At 67.5% G+C, this 15,900-nt stretch carries 14 protein-coding genes and 1 riboswitch; of the genes, 8 read left to right on the top strand and 6 right to left on the bottom strand.

Annotation, left to right across the window (positions count from 1 at the left end; all coding sequences use genetic code 11):
- Positions 1–45 precede the first annotated feature (45 nt).
- A complete protein-coding gene (locus tag ACV22Z_RS15805; protein ID WP_448077231.1) occupies positions 46–1,506 on the top strand; it encodes a DEAD/DEAH box helicase in 1,461 nt (486 codons plus the stop codon).
- Here the strand turns inward: ACV22Z_RS15805 and ACV22Z_RS15800 are convergent.
- The 3 genes from ACV22Z_RS15800 to ACV22Z_RS15790 form a co-directional block, all read right to left on the bottom strand.
- A complete protein-coding gene (locus ACV22Z_RS15800) occupies positions 1,500–2,012 on the bottom strand; it encodes a hypothetical protein (RefSeq protein ID WP_448077230.1) in 513 nt (170 codons plus the stop codon). The two genes, ACV22Z_RS15805 and ACV22Z_RS15800, sit on opposite strands and share 7 nt — an antisense overlap.
- Positions 2,013–2,098: 86 nt before the next feature.
- Complete coding sequence (locus tag ACV22Z_RS15795) at positions 2,099–2,926, bottom strand: ferritin-like domain-containing protein (protein WP_448077229.1); 828 nt, start codon at positions 2,924–2,926, stop codon at positions 2,099–2,101.
- A 292-nt stretch (positions 2,927–3,218) separates the two neighbouring features.
- Positions 3,219–4,859 carry a gamma-glutamyltransferase family protein gene (locus tag ACV22Z_RS15790; RefSeq protein WP_448077228.1) on the bottom strand — a complete coding sequence of 547 codons (1,641 nt, stop codon included), beginning with the start codon at positions 4,857–4,859 and terminating at the stop codon, positions 3,219–3,221.
- A 226-nt stretch (positions 4,860–5,085) separates the two neighbouring features.
- Between ACV22Z_RS15790 and ACV22Z_RS15785 the strand changes: the two genes are divergently transcribed.
- Positions 5,086–5,865, top strand: a complete 780-nt coding sequence (locus ACV22Z_RS15785; protein WP_017334115.1) for a DeoR/GlpR family DNA-binding transcription regulator — start codon at positions 5,086–5,088, stop codon at positions 5,863–5,865.
- Between the two features lie 310 nt (positions 5,866–6,175).
- The gene (locus tag ACV22Z_RS15780; protein ID WP_448077227.1) at positions 6,176–6,373 is read left to right on the top strand and encodes a hypothetical protein; all 198 of its coding nucleotides are present in this window, start codon (positions 6,176–6,178) and stop codon (positions 6,371–6,373) included.
- 103 nt (positions 6,374–6,476) lie between these two features.
- Here the strand turns inward: ACV22Z_RS15780 and ACV22Z_RS15775 are convergent, their stop codons facing one another.
- Entirely contained in the window at positions 6,477–6,842 is a 366-nt protein-coding gene (locus ACV22Z_RS15775) for a hypothetical protein (protein WP_448077226.1), read from the bottom strand.
- 445 nt (positions 6,843–7,287) lie between these two features.
- Here ACV22Z_RS15775 and glpD point away from each other — a divergent pair, with 445 nt between their 5' ends.
- From glpD to ACV22Z_RS15755, 4 genes are all read left to right on the top strand, one after another.
- Positions 7,288–8,823, top strand: coding sequence for a glycerol-3-phosphate dehydrogenase (gene glpD, locus ACV22Z_RS15770; protein ID WP_448077225.1), 1,536 nt, complete (start codon positions 7,288–7,290; stop codon positions 8,821–8,823).
- 81 nt (positions 8,824–8,904) lie between these two features.
- Complete coding sequence (gene glpK, locus ACV22Z_RS15765) at positions 8,905–10,407, top strand: glycerol kinase GlpK (RefSeq protein WP_448077224.1); 1,503 nt, start codon at positions 8,905–8,907, stop codon at positions 10,405–10,407.
- Between the two features lie 81 nt (positions 10,408–10,488).
- The gene (locus tag ACV22Z_RS15760; protein WP_448077223.1) at positions 10,489–11,205 is read left to right on the top strand and encodes an MIP/aquaporin family protein; all 717 of its coding nucleotides are present in this window, start codon (positions 10,489–10,491) and stop codon (positions 11,203–11,205) included.
- Between the two features lie 266 nt (positions 11,206–11,471).
- Positions 11,472–12,158 (top strand): HAD family hydrolase, encoded by a 687-nt coding sequence (locus ACV22Z_RS15755; RefSeq protein ID WP_448077293.1) that lies wholly within the window; start codon positions 11,472–11,474, stop codon positions 12,156–12,158.
- Positions 12,159–12,165: 7 nt separating this feature from the next.
- On the opposite strand, the gene ribB is transcribed toward ACV22Z_RS15755, so the two are convergent.
- Together ribB and ACV22Z_RS15745 are read right to left on the bottom strand one after the other, a co-directional pair.
- Entirely contained in the window at positions 12,166–12,885 is a 720-nt protein-coding gene (gene ribB, locus ACV22Z_RS15750) for a 3,4-dihydroxy-2-butanone-4-phosphate synthase (protein WP_448077222.1), read from the bottom strand.
- Positions 12,886–13,002: 117 nt separating this feature from the next.
- A riboswitch (FMN riboswitch) is annotated at positions 13,003–13,152 on the bottom strand.
- Positions 13,153–13,418: 266 nt separating this feature from the next.
- Positions 13,419–14,120 (bottom strand): helix-turn-helix domain-containing protein, encoded by a 702-nt coding sequence (locus ACV22Z_RS15745; RefSeq protein ID WP_448077221.1) that lies wholly within the window; start codon positions 14,118–14,120, stop codon positions 13,419–13,421.
- Between the two features lie 386 nt (positions 14,121–14,506).
- Between ACV22Z_RS15745 and miaB the strand changes: the two genes are divergently transcribed.
- Entirely contained in the window at positions 14,507–15,880 is a 1,374-nt protein-coding gene (miaB, locus tag ACV22Z_RS15740; RefSeq protein WP_448077220.1) for a tRNA (N6-isopentenyl adenosine(37)-C2)-methylthiotransferase MiaB, read from the top strand.
- Positions 15,881–15,900: the final 20 nt, after the last annotated feature.

Genomic DNA, 15,900 nt, shown 5'->3' with positions numbered 1-15,900 from the left:
GGCCGCGCGATGCGTCGCCGATCATAAAACTCAAGAGCCGTATCTATGTCTTTCGAATCTCTCGGCCTGGCCGAACCGCTCGTCAAGGCGGTCAATGAGCTTGGCTACACGTCGCCCACCCCGATCCAGCAACAGGCGATCCCCGCCGTGCTCGGCGGCGGCGACCTGCTCGCCGGCGCGCAGACCGGCACCGGCAAGACCGCCGGCTTCACGCTGCCGATCCTGCAGCGCCTGCATACGTTCTACGCGGAGCACCACAACGCGAAGCGCGCGGTGCGTGCGCTGATCCTCACGCCGACGCGCGAACTCGCCGCCCAGGTCGAGGAAAGCGTGCGCGCGTACAGCAAGTACCTGAAGCTGCGCTCGACCGTGATGTTCGGCGGCGTCAGCATCAATCCGCAGATCGATGCGCTCAAGCGCGGCGTCGACATCGTCGTCGCGACGCCAGGCCGCCTGCTCGACCACATGCAGCAGAAGACGATCGACCTGTCGCAACTCGACATCCTCGTGCTCGACGAAGCCGACCGGATGCTCGACATGGGCTTCATCCACGACATCAAGCGCGTGCTCGCGAAGCTGCCGCCGCGCCGCCAGAACCTGCTGTTCTCGGCGACCTTCTCCGACGAGATCAAGACGCTCGCCGACAACCTGCTCGACTCGCCGGCGCTGATCGAGGTCGCGCGCCGCAACACGACCGCCGAGACCGTCGCGCAGAAGATCCACCCGGTCGACCGCGACCGCAAGCGCGAACTGCTCACGCACCTCGTCCGCGAGCACAACTGGTTCCAGGTGCTCGTGTTCACGCGTACGAAGCACGGCGCGAACCGGCTCGCCGAGCAACTGACGAAGGACGGCATCAGCGCGATGGCGATCCACGGCAACAAGAGCCAGTCGGCGCGCACGCGCGCGCTGTCGGAGTTCAAGAACAGCACGCTGCAGGTGCTTGTTGCCACCGACATCGCCGCGCGCGGGATCGACATCGACCAGTTGCCGCACGTCGTCAACTTCGACCTGCCGAACGTGCCGGAAGACTACGTGCACCGGATCGGCCGCACGGGCCGCGCGGGTGCGACGGGCGAAGCCGTGTCGCTCGTGTGCGTGGACGAAAAGCAGTTGCTGCGCGACATCGAGCGGCTGATCAAGCGCGAGATTCCGCAGGAAGTGATTGCGGGCTTCGAGCCCGATCCGAATGCGAAGCCGGAGCCGATCCAGCAGCGCCGCGGCCAGCAGCCGCGCGGTGGCGGTGGCGGTGGTGGTGGTGGCGGCAACCGTGCGCCGCGCGCCGGCGGGTCAGGCCAGCCGGCCGCGAAGCGCGACGGCGGCGCGCCGAAAGCGGCTCAGCCCAAGGCGGCTCAGCCGAAGGCCGCGAAGCCCCGCAACTCGGGTAGCGCGGGTGGCGGTGGCGGCGCACGCCCGGCAGCCGGCAACGCGGCACGCCCGGCCAGCGGCAATGCCGCGCATGCGAACCGCAACCGTTCGTCGCGCAGCGGCCAGCGCGGTCACTGAAGCCGCGCGGCTGCGTGCCGCAGGTGCTCGACCTGGCGCTGCCAGCGAGCGAGCACCGCGGCGCGCGCCTCCTCCCCTTCCAGCCCGAACGTGATGCCCGTCGCCAGACGCGCATAGCCGACGCGCTGCGCATCGCCGTGCGCGATCGTCGCCGCGAATCCCGCGAGCCCGCCGAAGTCGCCTTCGAGCGGCTCGATCTCCAGTTGAGCCTGATGGAACGCGCCGTCGGCGACGAGGGTCAGCGCGGCCTTGCGCCGCTGCGCGAGCGCGCGCGCCGCACGCGACTGCGGCCACAGCGCGAGCAGCAGCACGCGTGCATCGCGCGCGTAGATTTCCCCGACGCTCAACAGCGTCGTGCGCAGCTGGCCGTCGTCGGTCGCGACGATCAGCGACACCGCGACATCGGCCTTGCGGTCGAGCGCGGTGCCGTCGAACAGCGATACGACGGCAGGCGGCCACGCGTCGAACGTCCATTGCTCGAGTGCGTGGCGATGCGAATCGGTCATGGTGGTGCGGCCTCGTGGAACGGCGGATGATGCGCAGCGGACCGCGGGTGCGGCGCGCTCGCAGGACGCGCTTCAGCGGCGGAACATCAACGGAAGAACACGTGCTGCGTGAGCTTCACGAGCGGGTAATGGACGCCCGGCTGGATCTTCGCGGGCAGGTCGAGCGGCTTCAGCAGCATCTTCACGCACATGTCCGCGGACAGGTTGTGCCGCACGAGCGCGTTGATGCGCGCGGCGCGCGCGCGATTGTATTCGGTGTCGCCGATGCGGCCCGGGTAGCGCATCGCGAACACGTGGCGCAGCGCGATCTCCGAATCCTCGTTCTTGATCTCCATCACGCGGCGCATCAGCGCGCCGAGCACCGCGAGCCGGCCGTTGCCTTCGAGCTGGTTGTACTTCTTGAAATATTTGAAGAAGTGCTTGTAGTGGCGCACTTCGTCCGTGCGGATGTTGTCGGTGATTTCCTTCAGCACGGGCTCGTCCGAGCACTCGTTGATCGCGCGATAGAGCGTGGCCGTGCCCGTCTCGACGACGCAGCGCGCGACCATCTCGAGCGCGCGGGTCTTCTCGAACGCGTCGACCGAGCAGGTCTTCGAATACTCGTCGAAGAAGTTCGCGAACGCGGTGTCCCAATCGAACTCGGGCCACACGTGCGCGACATAGGCCTTCAGCGCGCGGCCGTGCTGCAACTCTTCGTGCTCCCATGCATTGTTGAGCCACGCCGACACTTCCGGATCGTCGTTGAAGAACTCGCTCAGGTTGCTCGTGTAGAGATCCGAACCGCTTTCGATGAACGACGCCGCGCACAGCAGCAGCAGCAAATCCTCGTTCGCGGCGGCGCGTTGACGATCGATTCGGGTCAGGTCGATGTCCTCGATTCGCCACGGCATGACATGCATGGTTTCAGTCTGCATGGTGTTGCGCTCCCAGGCGCCCCATCCGTCAACCGCCCCACGCAAGCGGCGTGGGCTGCGGCCGTCTCGAATGCGGCTTGTTGCTTGACGTTGTAAGAATCGGTCCGGCCGAACCATTCTTGCATCTTAGCCGGACTTTGATGTTCATGCTTCAGAGCACTGACCATACCTGACAGGCGCAGTTCCGCATCTCAAATTGCCGTTCGTTAGACGAGTCATTCAAACGCGGACAGCACAGACAAAACGGGCGGCCGTGCGGCCGCCCGTCGGGCATGCAACTGGAAGCGAACCGTCAGAAACCGGCCGCCAGACCGTCGCGCCGGCTGTCGCTCGCCGCCACGTAGCCGTGCTCGGGATCGGTGCGATCGAGCCGCCACACAAACTGGCCGGAGCCGAAATCCATGTAAGGATCGTCGATCGACTTGATCGTATGGCCGCGCGCGGCGAGCGCGTCGACCGTCGCGCGATCCATGCTCGATTCGACGTCGAGCGTGAAGTCGCGGTTGACCTTCCAGCGCGGCGCGTCGCACGCAGCCTGCGGCTGCTGGCCATGACCGAGCATCCGCACGATGGTCTGCAGATGGCCTTGCGGCTGCATGTCGCCGCCCATCACGCCGAAGCTCATCACGGCCTCGGTGCGGCCGTCGATCTGCTCGGTGACGAACGCCGGAATGATCGTGTGGAACGGGCGCTTGCCACCCGCGACGACGTTCGGCGACGCAGGGTCCATCGAGAAGCCGTGCCCGCGGTTCTGCAGCGCGATCCCCGCGCCCGGCACGACGAGACCGGAGCCGAAGCCCATGTAGTTCGACTGGATGAAGCTCACCATCATCCCGCGCTCGTCGGCCGCCGACAGATAGATCGTGCCGCCCGAATGCGGCCGGCCCGCGGCGAAGTGCGTTGCGCGCGCGGGGTCGATCAGCTTCGCGCGCGCGGCGAGGTAGCAGTCGTCGAGCATCTGCGCGGGCGTCACGTCCATCGCGCGCGGGTCGGCTACGTAGCGGTAGACGTCCGCGAACGCGAGCTTCATCGCCTCGATCTGCAGGTGCTGCGATTCCGGCGAATCGACCGGCCATTCGGCGGCACCCGCATGCTCGGCGATGCCGAGCGCGATCAGTGCGGCGATGCCCTGCCCGTTCGGCGGGATCTCGTGAATCGTGCGGCCGCGAAAGCGCTTGCCGATCGGCTCGACCCATTCCGGACGGTACGCGCGCAGGTCCGCTTCGGTCAGCGCGCCGCCGCCATCGCGCGCGAACGCGGCGATCCGCTCGGCGAGTTCGCCCTCGTAGAAGGCGCGCGCGCCGTCCTTCGCGAGCGTGCGCAGCGTCTGCGCATGCCCGGGCAGGCACACGCGCTCGCCGACCTCGGGCGCGCGGCCGCGCGGCATGAAGGTATCGGCGAAGCCCGGCAGTCCTTGCAGCTCGGGCACCGCGGCTGCCCACTTGTGCGCGACGATCGGCGGCACCGCATAGCCGCGCTCGGCGATCTCGATCGCGGGCTCGAGCAGGTCGGCGAACGGCAGCGAGCCGAAATTCGCGTGCAGCGCCTCCCAGCCTGCGACGACGCCCGGCACGGTAACGGTGTCCCAGCCGCGCGTCGGCTTGCGCGCGAAGCCGTGCGCATCCTCGCCGTGACGCTTGCGGAAGTAGTCGACGTTCCACGCTGCCGGCGCGACGCCCGATGCATTCAACCCATGCAGCTTCGCACCGTCCCAGACGAGCGCAAACGCATCGCCGCCGAGCCCGCACGACACGGGCTCGACGACGGTGATCGCGGCCGCGGCGGCCAGTGCCGCGTCGACCGCGTTGCCGCCTTTCCACAGCATCCGCAAGCCTGCCTGCGCGGCCAGCGGATGCGACGTCGACACGACATTGCGCGCGAACACGGGGATGCGCGTCGTCGGATACGGGTTGTGCCAGTTGAAGCCGGTCATCGATTCCACCTCGTCGGAAACGGGTTGAGCGGGGTTGCGCGCGAACGCGGACAATCCGCCATTGCAGCGCGATCGGCGCGATCACGCAAATTCATTTGTCACATGAATCCATGCGCAGTCCGCATGAATTGTGCGGCCGCCCCGACCGGCCATGTCCAGCCACGCCCGGCACGCCGGCCGAACGCCCTTACAATACCGGCTCCGTCTTCACGACTTCGCCGACGACATGACCCGAGACCCCCGCCTCACCCTCAACGCGCGCCAGCAGGAACTGCTCGAATGGGTGCAGCGCGACGGCTTCGTGACCGTCGACGATCTCGCCGCGCACTTCGCGGTGACGCCGCAGACGATCCGCCGCGACGTCAACTGGCTCGCCGACCTGAACCTGCTGCGCCGCTACCACGGCGGCGCGAGCCTGCCGACGAGTTCGGAGAACGTGTCGTACACCGCGCGGCAGCGGATGTTCCACGACGAGAAGCGGCGCATCGCGGCACTCGCCGCGTCGCACATCCCCGACCAGGCGTCGCTGTTCATCAACCTCGGCACGACGACCGAGGAAGTCGCGCGCGCGCTGAACCGCCATCACGGGCTGCACGTGATCACGAACAACCTGAACGTCGCGTCGATGATGAGCGGCTACCCGGACTGCGAGGTGCTGATCACGGGCGGCATCGTGCGACCGTGGGACAAGGGGATCGTCGGCGAGCTCGCGATCGACTTCATCCGCCAGTTCAAGGTCGACTACGCGATCATCGGCACGTCGGCGATCGAGACCGACGGCACGCTGCGCGACTTCGACACCCGCGAAGTGCGGGTGGCCGAGGCGATCATGCAGCATGCGCGCACCGTCTACCTCGTGGCCGACCACTCGAAGGTCGGCCGGCCGGCGCTCGTGCGCCAGGGCCACCTGAGCCAGGTGCACGCGCTCTTCACCGACAAGCCGCTGCCGCCCGAAATGGCAGAGACGGTCGCCGCCGCAGGCACCCAGGTGTACGTCGCGGAGTAAGGAAGCTGTTTCCACGATGCTGCGCCGCACCCAAAACCTCAAGTGAAATCAAGAAGTTGGCGGCACGGCAAGACCGCTTCCGGAACACACGGCTGTCAAACGGAAAATTAATGGGGCGCGATTTGGCGTTGCCCGCGCGCTCGACTAGACTCCAGTTCCCCGGCCCGTTTGCCCGCCGCGCTCGTGCCACAGTGCAGGCGTGACGCAGGACCGGCGAATACAGCTTTCCCCCCAAGCCATACCCCGCGGGGTATCACGCACCGGTCTTCCGGCCGGACGCGTGGGCATTCCGATTGCCATGGAGAGAACGATGCTGAGTCCGCATGAATTCGCCACGCTACTGCTTGTGAAGGATGCTCCCGATCAGGCCGACATGGAACGCGATGAACTCGACGCGCTGCTCGAACAGCAGCTCGTCCGCCTGGAAGGCCTCGGATCGGGACGCAAATACTGCGTCACCGAGACGGGCGACGCGGCGCTGCGCTCCATCAAATACCGCTTTTCCTGACCTGACCGCGCCGGCCGCCTCACGGCCGCGCGCACCGATTCCCGCCTCGTTCGTTCGACGACGTTTAGCGCCTGCTCACGCTAATTGCAGGCTTGCGCCGGCGTTAACCGCCGCGCAGCGTCGGGTCGACGGCTGCGCGCCAGCTGACCGCCTGCGCGCGCGCATCGTTGAAATACGCGACCCAGCCGGCCCGCGCCGGCGCGTTCGGCGCCGCATAGCGCGTCGAGAGTTCGTTTACGAACGTGCAGTAGTTCGGCTCCGACAGCCCACGGTACCGTTTCGCGACATACGCGTCGTACATCGCCGAATAGACGGGCTGCGCGTCCGCGCCCCAGTCGCGCGCCGTGCCGCCGCACGACGTCTGCAGATCCGCGAATGACGGCGCACGCCAGTTGCCCCCGAGCGGCGGCGTGCCGCTGCACCCGGCCAGCATGACGGCCAGCGCGCCGGCCCACATCCCAATACGCATGATTCACCTCGCGAAACGGTCGATGCCAGGGCCTGTTCTCGCTAATTACGGGCTTGCGCTGGCCGCCAGAAGGGCCGAGCGCAAGGATTGCGACGAAGCGAATACTCAACGTATTCGCAAGGAGCATGACGCGGCGATCGGCCCTTCTGGCGGCCAGCCCCACACAGGAATTTTTTAATCACGGGAACGTACCTTGCCGGCCGCATTGCGGCGTCGCGCGTCACTTGTTTGGCGCGGCCAAACGGCGCTCCTTGCTCCTTGCACTGCAGCCGGCAAGGTACGTTCGCAAGCCCGTTATTAGCGAGAACAGGCCCTAGTATCGTCCGGGATCGCGCGCCGCGCCACCCGCCCTCTTTTTCGAACTTTACTTTTTCGAATCCGTTCGTTAAATTTCGAATTCGAACATTTTGTGTTCGCTCATTTCCCTCAGACGATAAGGACTGCAGTGACCCAACCGAATCGCTACGATCTGCTCGTCGTCGGCGGCGGCATCAATGGCGCGGGCATCGCGCGCGATGCAGCCGGCCGCGGCCTGTCGGTGCTCCTGTGCGAACAGGACGACCTCGCGTCGCACACGTCGTCGGCCAGCACGAAGCTGATTCACGGCGGCCTGCGCTATCTCGAGTACAAGGAATTCGGGCTCGTGCGCAAGGCGCTGCAGGAACGCGAGACGCTGCTGCGCGCGGCGCCGCACATCATGTGGCCGCTGCGCTTCGTGATGCCGCACATGCCGAACCTGCGGCCGGCGTGGCTGATCCGCATCGGCCTGTTCCTTTACGATCACCTCGCGAAGCGCGAGCTGCTGCCCGGCTCGCGCGGCATCGACATGCGCCGCCATCCGGCCGGCGCGCCGCTGATCGACTCGATCAAGCGCGGCTTCGTGTATTCCGACGGCTGGGTCGACGACGCGCGCCTCGTCGTGCTGAACGCGCTCGACGCGAAGGAGCGCGGCGCCGACATCCTGACGCGCACGAAACTCGTGTCCGCCGAGCGGACCGGCAACGAATGGGAAGCGCGGCTCCAGCAGGCCGACGGCTCGATTCGCGTCGTGCACGCCCGCGCGATCGCGAATGCGGCCGGCCCGTGGGTCGGCGACGTGCTGCACGGCGCGCTCGGCCGCGGCGCGCAGCATAGCGTGCGGCTCGTGAAAGGCAGCCACATCATCACGCGCCGCCTGTTCGACCACGACCACGCGTACATCTTCCAGAACCCGGACAAGCGGATCATCTTCGCGATTCCGTACGAGCGCGACTTCACGCTGATCGGCACGACCGACGTCGAATACACGAACGATCCGGCCAAGGTCGCGATCGACCGCGACGAGACGCAATACCTGTGCGACTCGATCAACCGCTACTTCAAGCGCAAGATCGCGCCGGCCGACGTCCACTGGACGTATTCGGGCGTGCGCCCGCTGCTCGAGGACGAGAACGCGGCGAGCGCGTCGGCCGTCACGCGCGACTATCGGCTCGAGATGGACAACGGCGCCGGTGCGCCGCTGCTGTCGGTGTTCGGCGGCAAGATCACGACGTTCCGCAAGCTCGCCGAGGAAGCCGGCGACATGCTGTGCCGTGCGCTCGGCCGTGATGCGGTGCCGTGGACCGCCGGCGCGCCGCTGCCGGGCGGCGACATCGCCAATGCGAAATTCGACGCGTTCGCCGAGCAGTTCGCGAAGCGTCATCCATGGCTGCCGGCCGCGCTCGCGCGCCGCTATGCGCGTGCGTACGGCACGCGAGCCGAACGCGTGGTCGGCAATGCGACGTCGCTCGCCGAGCTCGGCGCGGCGGTCGCGCCGGGCATCCACGAAGCCGAACTGCGCTACCTGCGGGACGTCGAATGGGCGACCTGCGCGCAGGACGTGCTGTGGCGCCGCTCGAAGCTCGGCCTGCACGTCGCGCCGGGCACGCTCGACGCGGTGACGGCCGCGCTCGACGCGTGGTTCGCCGCATGGTTTTCCGCCAGGCACGCGCATCACGCCTGACCGATTCACGACTCACCCAGACGCGCCGCCTTCGTGCGGCGCGCATCACAACTAAGCCAATCACGGATGGAGATGAGAGACATGCAGGATCAGTACATCCTCGCGCTCGACCAGGGCACGACGAGCTCCCGCGCGATGCTGTTCGATCGCCAGGGCAACATCGTGTCGATCGCGCAGAAAGAATTCGAGCAGATCTACCCGCAACCGGGCTGGGTCGAACACGACCCGCAGGAAATCTGGTCGACGCAGGCCGGCGTCGCCGCCGAAGCCGTCACCCGCACGGGCCTGAACGGCACGTCGATCGCCGCGATCGGCATCACCAACCAGCGCGAGACGACGATCGTCTGGGATCGCGAGACGGGCCAGCCCGTCTACAACGCGATCGTCTGGCAGGACCGCCGCACCGCCGACTTCTGCGACACGCTGAAGGCGCAGGGCCTCGAGGCGAAGGTGCGCGCGAAGACGGGCCTGCCGATCGATGCGTACTTCTCCGCGACCAAGATCCGCTGGATCCTCGACAACGTGCCCGGCGCGCGCGACAAGGCGCGGCGGGGCAAGCTCGCGTTCGGCACCGTCGACAGCTGGCTGGTGTGGAACTTCACGAAGCATGAGCTGCACGTGACCGACGTGACCAACGCGTCGCGCACGATGCTGTTCAACATCCATACGCGCCAGTGGGACGACGAGCTGCTCGAGCTGCTCGACATCCCGCGCAGCATGCTGCCGGAAGTGAAGGCGTCGTCGGAAATCTACGGCTACACGAAGACGACCGTGTTCGCGTCGAAGATCCCGCTCGCGGGCATCGCGGGCGACCAGCAGGCCGCCCTGTTCGGCCAGATGTGCACGACGTCGGGGATGGTGAAGAACACCTACGGCACCGGCTGCTTCCTGATGATGAACACCGGCGCCAAGCCGATCGAATCGAAGAACAACCTCGTGACGACGATCGCGTGGCAGATCGGCGACGACGTGCAGTACGCGCTCGAAGGCAGCATCTTCATCGCGGGCGCGGTCGTGCAGTGGCTGCGCGACGGCATGGGCATCATCAAGAGCGCGGCGGAAATCGAGGCGCTCGCGGAGAGCGTGCCGCATACCGACGGCGTCTATCTCGTTCCCGCGTTCGCGGGCCTCGGCGCACCGCACTGGAACGCCCGCGCGCGCGGCTCGCTGTTCGGCGTCACGCGCGGCACGACGTCCGCGCACCTTGCGCGCGCTGCGCTCGACGCGATCGCCTACCAGTCGCTCGACGTGCTCGCGGCGATGGAGGCCGACTCCGGCATCAGCATCGGCGAGCTGCGCGTCGACGGCGGCGCGAGCGCGAACAACCTGCTGATGCAGTTCCAGGCGGACCTGCTCGGCGTCGACGCGGTGCGTCCGCAGATCACCGAGACGACCGCGCTCGGCGCGGCGTACCTCGCGGGTCTCGCGATCGGCTACTGGAAGAACCTCGACGAACTGCGCAGCCAGTGGCAGCTCGACCGCCGCTTCTCGCCGCAAATGCCGAAGGAGCAGGTCGAACGCTGCATGTCCGGCTGGCAGCGCGCGGTGCGCGCCGCGAAGGCGTGGGCCGACGACACCCAGTAACCGTTCGACATCCGAAGCGAATACAACAACACCGGCGGACCGCGCGACGCGCGAGTCCGCCGCGACATACGAGAGACAACCATGTCACCTTATTTCGCAGAATTCATCGGCACCGCGATCCTCGTGCTGCTCGGCAACGGCGCGGTTGCGAACGTGCTCCTCGCCAAGACCAAGGGCCGGGGCGCAGACCTGATCGTGATCGTGTGGGGCTGGGCGATGGCCGTATTCGTCGCCGTCTACGTGACCGCGTCTTTCAGCGGCGCGCACCTGAACCCGATCGTGACGATCAGCCTCGCGCTCGCGGGCAAGTTCGCGTGGTCGAAAGTCGGCGGCTACATCCTCGCGCAGATGCTCGGCGGGATGGCGGGCGCGCTGCTCGTGTGGCTCGCGTATCGCCAGCACTTCGCGAAGGAGGCCGATCCGGACCTGAAGCTCGCGGTGTTCTGCACGGCGCCCGCGATCCGCAGCGTCCGGCACAACGTGCTGACCGAGGCGATCTGCACGTTCGTGCTGATCCTCGGCGTGCTGTATCTCGCGTCGCCGCAGGTCGGCCTCGGCGCGCTCGACGCGCTGCCCGTCGGCCTGCTCGTGCTCGGCATCGGCATCTCGCTCGGCGGCCCGACCGGCTACGCGATGAGCCCCGCGCGCGACCTCGCGCCGCGCCTCATGCACGCGCTGCTGCCGATTCCCGGCAAGCGTGACAGCGACTGGCGCTATGCGTGGATTCCGGTGGTCGGCCCGCTGATCGGCGGCTCGCTCGCGGCCGTGCTTTATCTGCAGCTGCACGTGCCGCACTGACGCGGCCCGTCGCACCATCGACGCAATACAGCCCGTGTGCCGGAAGGCCGCGGGCTGTTTTTCATGGTGAGTGCGCGCTAGCCGCCGGTGGAGATCGAGGTCGAGGTCTGACGGCGGAAACGACTGCGGCGGGCAGCGCGAGCCGCCCGCCACTGCGGGTTCACCGCACGATCGCGCGGAGGGTGCGCCGCCGTTGGCGGCGCGTGCATGAAAGCACGTATCATGGCGGCAATCAGGCGTCGCCGACGCCCCGCTTCTTCACCATCATGCTCGATCACCTCATCTGCGACTGCGACGGCGTGCTCGTCGACAGCGAAGTCATCGCCGACCGCGTGCTGCTCGACACGCTGTCCGCCACGTTCCCGCACATCGATTTCGAAGCCGCCGCGAAAACCGCGTTCGGCCAGCAGACGTCGCGCTTCCTCGCGGGGCTCGAAACGCGCTATGGGATCACGATGCCCGACAACTTCATCGAGACGATCGAACACAACATCGAGGTGGGTCTCGCGCAGTCGCTCGCACCGATCACCGGCGTACGCGATGCGCTGCTGAAGGTGAGCCTGCCTGCGGCGGTCGTGTCGAACAGCCGCCTCGTGCGCGTGCGCAGCTCGCTGAAGCGCGCGGCGCTCACCGAAATCTTCGGCGACCGCGTGTTCAGCTCCGAGCAGGTCGCACGGCCGAAGCCCTACCCGGACGTCTACCTGCATGCGGCGAGCACGCTCGGCGTCGAACCCGGGCGCTGCATCGTCGTCGAGGACAGTATTTCGGGCCTGAACGCCGCGCGCGCGGCCGGGATGAAGACGATCGCGTTCGTCGGCGCGAGCCACATCCCCGACAACTACGCGGATGCGCTGCGCGCGATGGGCATCACGCGGATCATGCGCAACATGGACGAACTGCCGTCGCTCGTCGCCGCCGGCATGCGCGGCGAATTCGGCGACGTACAGTCCTAGCGCCCGGTCAGGCCGGTTCGCAGCTCCGCTCTCGCGCGGTCGCGAGCGCCTCGCGGAATTCGACCAGCTCCGCGATCGTCAGCATCGGCAGGCCATGCTGTTGCGCGAAACGCGCGACGTCGTCGCCGCGCGTCATCGTGCCATCCGGATTCATCAGCTCGCACAGCACGCCGGCCGGCTTCAGCCCCGCGAGGATCGTCAGGTCGACGGTCCCTTCGGTGTGGCCGCGGCGCGCGAGCACGCCGCCCGGCTGCGCGCGCAGCGGGAACACGTGCCCGGGGCGGACGATGTCGTGCGGCGTCGCGTCGTCGGCGATCGCCGCGCGGATCGTCGTCACGCGGTCGGCCGCCGACACGCCCGTATGCACGCCTTCGCGCGCCTCGATCGACACGGTGAACGCGGTGCCGTTGCGGCTCTCGTTGGTCTGCACCATCGGCGGCAGCGCGAGCGCGCGCACCTTGTCGTCGGTCAGGCACAGGCACACGATCCCGCTGCATTCGCGGATCAGCAGCGCCATCGTTTCCGGCGTGATCCGCTCGGCGGCGACGATCAGGTCGGCCTCGTTCTCGCGGTCGTGATCGTCCTGCAGCACGACCGCGCGGCCTGCGCGCAATGCGTCGAGCGCGGCGGCAATGCGCGGCGGCACCGGTTCGGAATCGAGCAACGGGAGATCGGCAAAGGCGTCGGCGGGCGCCGACGAACGGGACGTGTAAGACGTAAAGGACATGTGAAACGCTCCTCGCAAAACGATATGGGCGAAAAACGTTTCAGGGCATTGCAAACAGACAGAACGACAACCCGCTTCGCACGCACGGCGAAGCGGCCCTGACGGACATGACTATCTGCACATCTTCTCTCATCCGGACTGTGACCGTCGGCTCTGGCATTCGACCAGATCTGCTGACCCCGCGCAGGCTGCGCGGGCGCTCGCGGGCTCGCCGGCTTACGCCAGCCTACCGCCGGTGGGGAATTTCGCCCCGCCCTGAAGACGCACTGATTGCCGGGAAAACCGGCCGGCAAAGCATACAACAGCTGCGCGCGCGGCGCAGCGAACAACACCTATAACCCTACTGAAGAAGCCGTCTAACGAAATCGTCCGAACGGACTGGCTGCGGCTGGCCGGCGCATGCATCCATCGGGAATCCGCCGTCGCCGGCGGCCACTGAGTCGGCCAGTTCGCGGGCCGACTCAGTAGCAGGCTCAGTAGCCGATTCCGGGGCCGCGCGGACCGCACCGGCCCGCCGCATTTCGTCCACGGAATCACGCCGATAACGGACCCTGGCCCGCCACGCGCGCCGCCTCCGGCACGAGCCAGCGGGGCGGCACCTCGGGGCTCACCGTCACACGGAACGCGCGCGCTTCGCTGTCTCCCGGATTGCGCAGGCTGTACGGCTGGTCGGCGTCGAACACGATCGCGTCGCCCGTCGCGAGCAACTGGCGGCGGTCGTGCACGCTCACCTCGAGCGTGCCCTCGCTGACGACGAGGTTGACCGTCGTGCCCGGCGCGCGGCGCGCACCGGGCTCCGTGTGCAGCGGCGCGATTCGCAGCTCGTGAAACTCGGCCGCGGCCGGCTCGGCTTCCGGATAAAGCGCGCGCGCCGAGAAGCGTCCGCCCGAGCTGACGACGCGCGCCGAGCGGTCGGCCGCGAGATGCTCGAAGCCGTTCACTGCGTGGCGGCGCAGGAACGCGGCGACCGACACTTTCAGCGCGGCGGCGATCTTGCACAGCACCTTGATCGACGGCACGCTGCGCGCGGATTCGATCTGCGCGAGCATCGCGCGCGACACGCCGGACAGCCGCGCGAGCGCATCGAGCGACAGCTGCCGCTCGGCGCGCAGCCGCGCGAGATTGACGCCGACGACCCGCTCGAGGACGTCGAACGACGCTTGCGCCCGGACGTCGGCCGCGTCGCCGGACTCGAAGGAAGACACATCGCGCACGAGCGCCAGGGGTGAAGACATTGCATTGCCTCCGGGCCGCGACGCGGCCCTGCGAATGGGTTGGAGCCGGATGGGAATCGAGGTTGCGCATCGATCGAGCGCGTGTCGAGACCGTATCACCGGGCCCCATGCGGGCAAACGAAGTTATCTTCACACCGTTATCAGCATCGCGGAGGAATGCGTTTCTGCGGGGTCCGAACCCGGGCGGCCGGCGCCGCCCGCAGGGCCGCCGCAACCGGCCAGCCGTCCGGGGCGGCACGAAAAGCTATAATGAAAAGCTTTCCCGACGGCTTCTTCTTCGCGTGCACCGAGTGCACGCACCGGCCCGCTGCGCGGCCCGGACGACGGCCGTCCCGATTCACCCTAGACGACGCCCCCAGGTCAACCACTGCGAACGGCGAATCCCCATGACCAAGAAAGTTTACGTAAAGACCTTCGGCTGCCAGATGAACGAGTACGACTCGGACAAGATGGTGGACGTGCTCAATGCCGCCGAAGGCCTCGAAAAGACCGACTCCCCCGAGGACGCGGACATCATCCTGTTCAACACCTGCTCGGTGCGCGAGAAAGCGCAGGAGAAGGTGTTCTCCGACCTCGGTCGCGTGCGCGAGCTGAAGGAAGCGAAGCCCGACCTGCTGATCGGTGTCGGCGGCTGCGTCGCGAGCCAGGAAGGCGCGTCGATCGTATCGCGCGCACCGTACGTCGACCTCGTGTTCGGCCCGCAGACGCTGCACCGCCTGCCGCAGATGATCGACCAGCGCCGATCGAGCGGCCGCGCGCAGGTCGACATCACGTTCCCCGAAATCGAGAAGTTCGACCATCTGCCGCCCGCGCGCGTCGAGGGTCCGAGCGCGTTCGTGTCGATCATGGAAGGCTGCTCGAAGTACTGCAGCTACTGCGTGGTGCCGTACACGCGCGGCGATGAGGTGTCGCGCCCGCTCGACGACGTGCTGACCGAAGTGGCCGGCCTCGCCGACCAGGGCGTGCGCGAAGTCACGCTGCTCGGCCAGAACGTGAACGCCTACCGGGGCGCGCTGACGGCGGGCTCGACCGAGATTGCCGATTTCGCGACGCTGATCGAATACGTGGCCGACATCCCCGGCATCGAGCGGATCCGCTTTACGACGTCGCACCCGAAGGAATTCACGCAGCGCCTGATCGACATGTACGCGAAGGTGCCGAAGCTCGTGAGCCATCTGCACCTGCCGGTCCAGCACGGCTCCGACCGGATCCTGATGGCGATGAAGCGCGGCTATACGGTGCTCGAGTACAAGTCGGTGATCCGCAAGCTGCGCGCGATCCGCCCCGACCTGTCGCTGTCGACCGACCTGATCGTCGGCTTCCCCGGCGAGACCGAGGCCGACTTCGACAAGATGATGGCGCTCGTGCACGAGATGAGCTACGACACGAGCTTCTCGTTCATCTACAGCCCGCGCCCCGGCACGCCGGCCGCGAACCTGCACGACGACACGCCGCGCGAGCTCAAGCTCAAACGCCTGCAACATCTGCAGGCGACGATCGAGGAGAACGTCGCACGCATCAGCCAGTCGATGGTCGGCAAGGTCGAGCGCATCCTCGTCGAGGGGCCGTCGCGCAAGGACCCGAACGAACTCGCGGGCCGCACCGAGAACAACCGGGTCGTGAATTTCCCGGCGCCGCTCGCGTCGCACCCGCGCCTGATCGGCCAGATGATCGACGTGAAGATCAATCACGCGTATCCGCACTCGCTGCGCGGCGAACTCGTGCTCGCGCACGACGACGCAAGCACGGCCACGCACTGACCTCCCAGAGGAGCCCGACG

The sequence above is a fragment of the Burkholderia sp. PU8-34 genome (assembly GCF_053427725.1).
Note: the sequence above shows the minus strand (reverse complement) of the source record. Positions and strands in the feature narration are given on the sequence as shown.

What these genes read in the sequence shown, in the direction of transcription:
- ACV22Z_RS15800 (WP_448077230.1), bottom strand. Translation starts at nt 2,012, where the DNA reads ATGACCGATTCGCATCGCCACGCACTCGAGCAATGGACGTTCGACGCG.
- glpK (WP_448077224.1), top strand. Translation starts at nt 8,905, where the DNA reads ATGCAGGATCAGTACATCCTCGCGCTCGACCAGGGCACGACGAGCTCC.
- ACV22Z_RS15795 (WP_448077229.1), bottom strand. Translation starts at nt 2,926, where the DNA reads ATGCAGACTGAAACCATGCATGTCATGCCGTGGCGAATCGAGGACATC.
- miaB (WP_448077220.1), top strand. Translation starts at nt 14,507, where the DNA reads ATGACCAAGAAAGTTTACGTAAAGACCTTCGGCTGCCAGATGAACGAG.
- ACV22Z_RS15745 (WP_448077221.1), bottom strand. Translation starts at nt 14,120, where the DNA reads ATGTCTTCACCCCTGGCGCTCGTGCGCGATGTGTCTTCCTTCGAGTCC.
- ACV22Z_RS15755 (WP_448077293.1), top strand. Translation starts at nt 11,472, where the DNA reads ATGCTCGATCACCTCATCTGCGACTGCGACGGCGTGCTCGTCGACAGC.
- ACV22Z_RS15805 (WP_448077231.1), top strand. Translation starts at nt 46, where the DNA reads ATGTCTTTCGAATCTCTCGGCCTGGCCGAACCGCTCGTCAAGGCGGTC.
- ACV22Z_RS15760 (WP_448077223.1), top strand. Translation starts at nt 10,489, where the DNA reads ATGTCACCTTATTTCGCAGAATTCATCGGCACCGCGATCCTCGTGCTG.
- ACV22Z_RS15790 (WP_448077228.1), bottom strand. Translation starts at nt 4,859, where the DNA reads ATGACCGGCTTCAACTGGCACAACCCGTATCCGACGACGCGCATCCCC.
- ACV22Z_RS15775 (WP_448077226.1), bottom strand. Translation starts at nt 6,842, where the DNA reads ATGCGTATTGGGATGTGGGCCGGCGCGCTGGCCGTCATGCTGGCCGGG.
- ACV22Z_RS15785 (WP_017334115.1), top strand. Translation starts at nt 5,086, where the DNA reads ATGACCCGAGACCCCCGCCTCACCCTCAACGCGCGCCAGCAGGAACTG.
- ACV22Z_RS15780 (WP_448077227.1), top strand. Translation starts at nt 6,176, where the DNA reads ATGCTGAGTCCGCATGAATTCGCCACGCTACTGCTTGTGAAGGATGCT.
- ribB (WP_448077222.1), bottom strand. Translation starts at nt 12,885, where the DNA reads ATGTCCTTTACGTCTTACACGTCCCGTTCGTCGGCGCCCGCCGACGCC.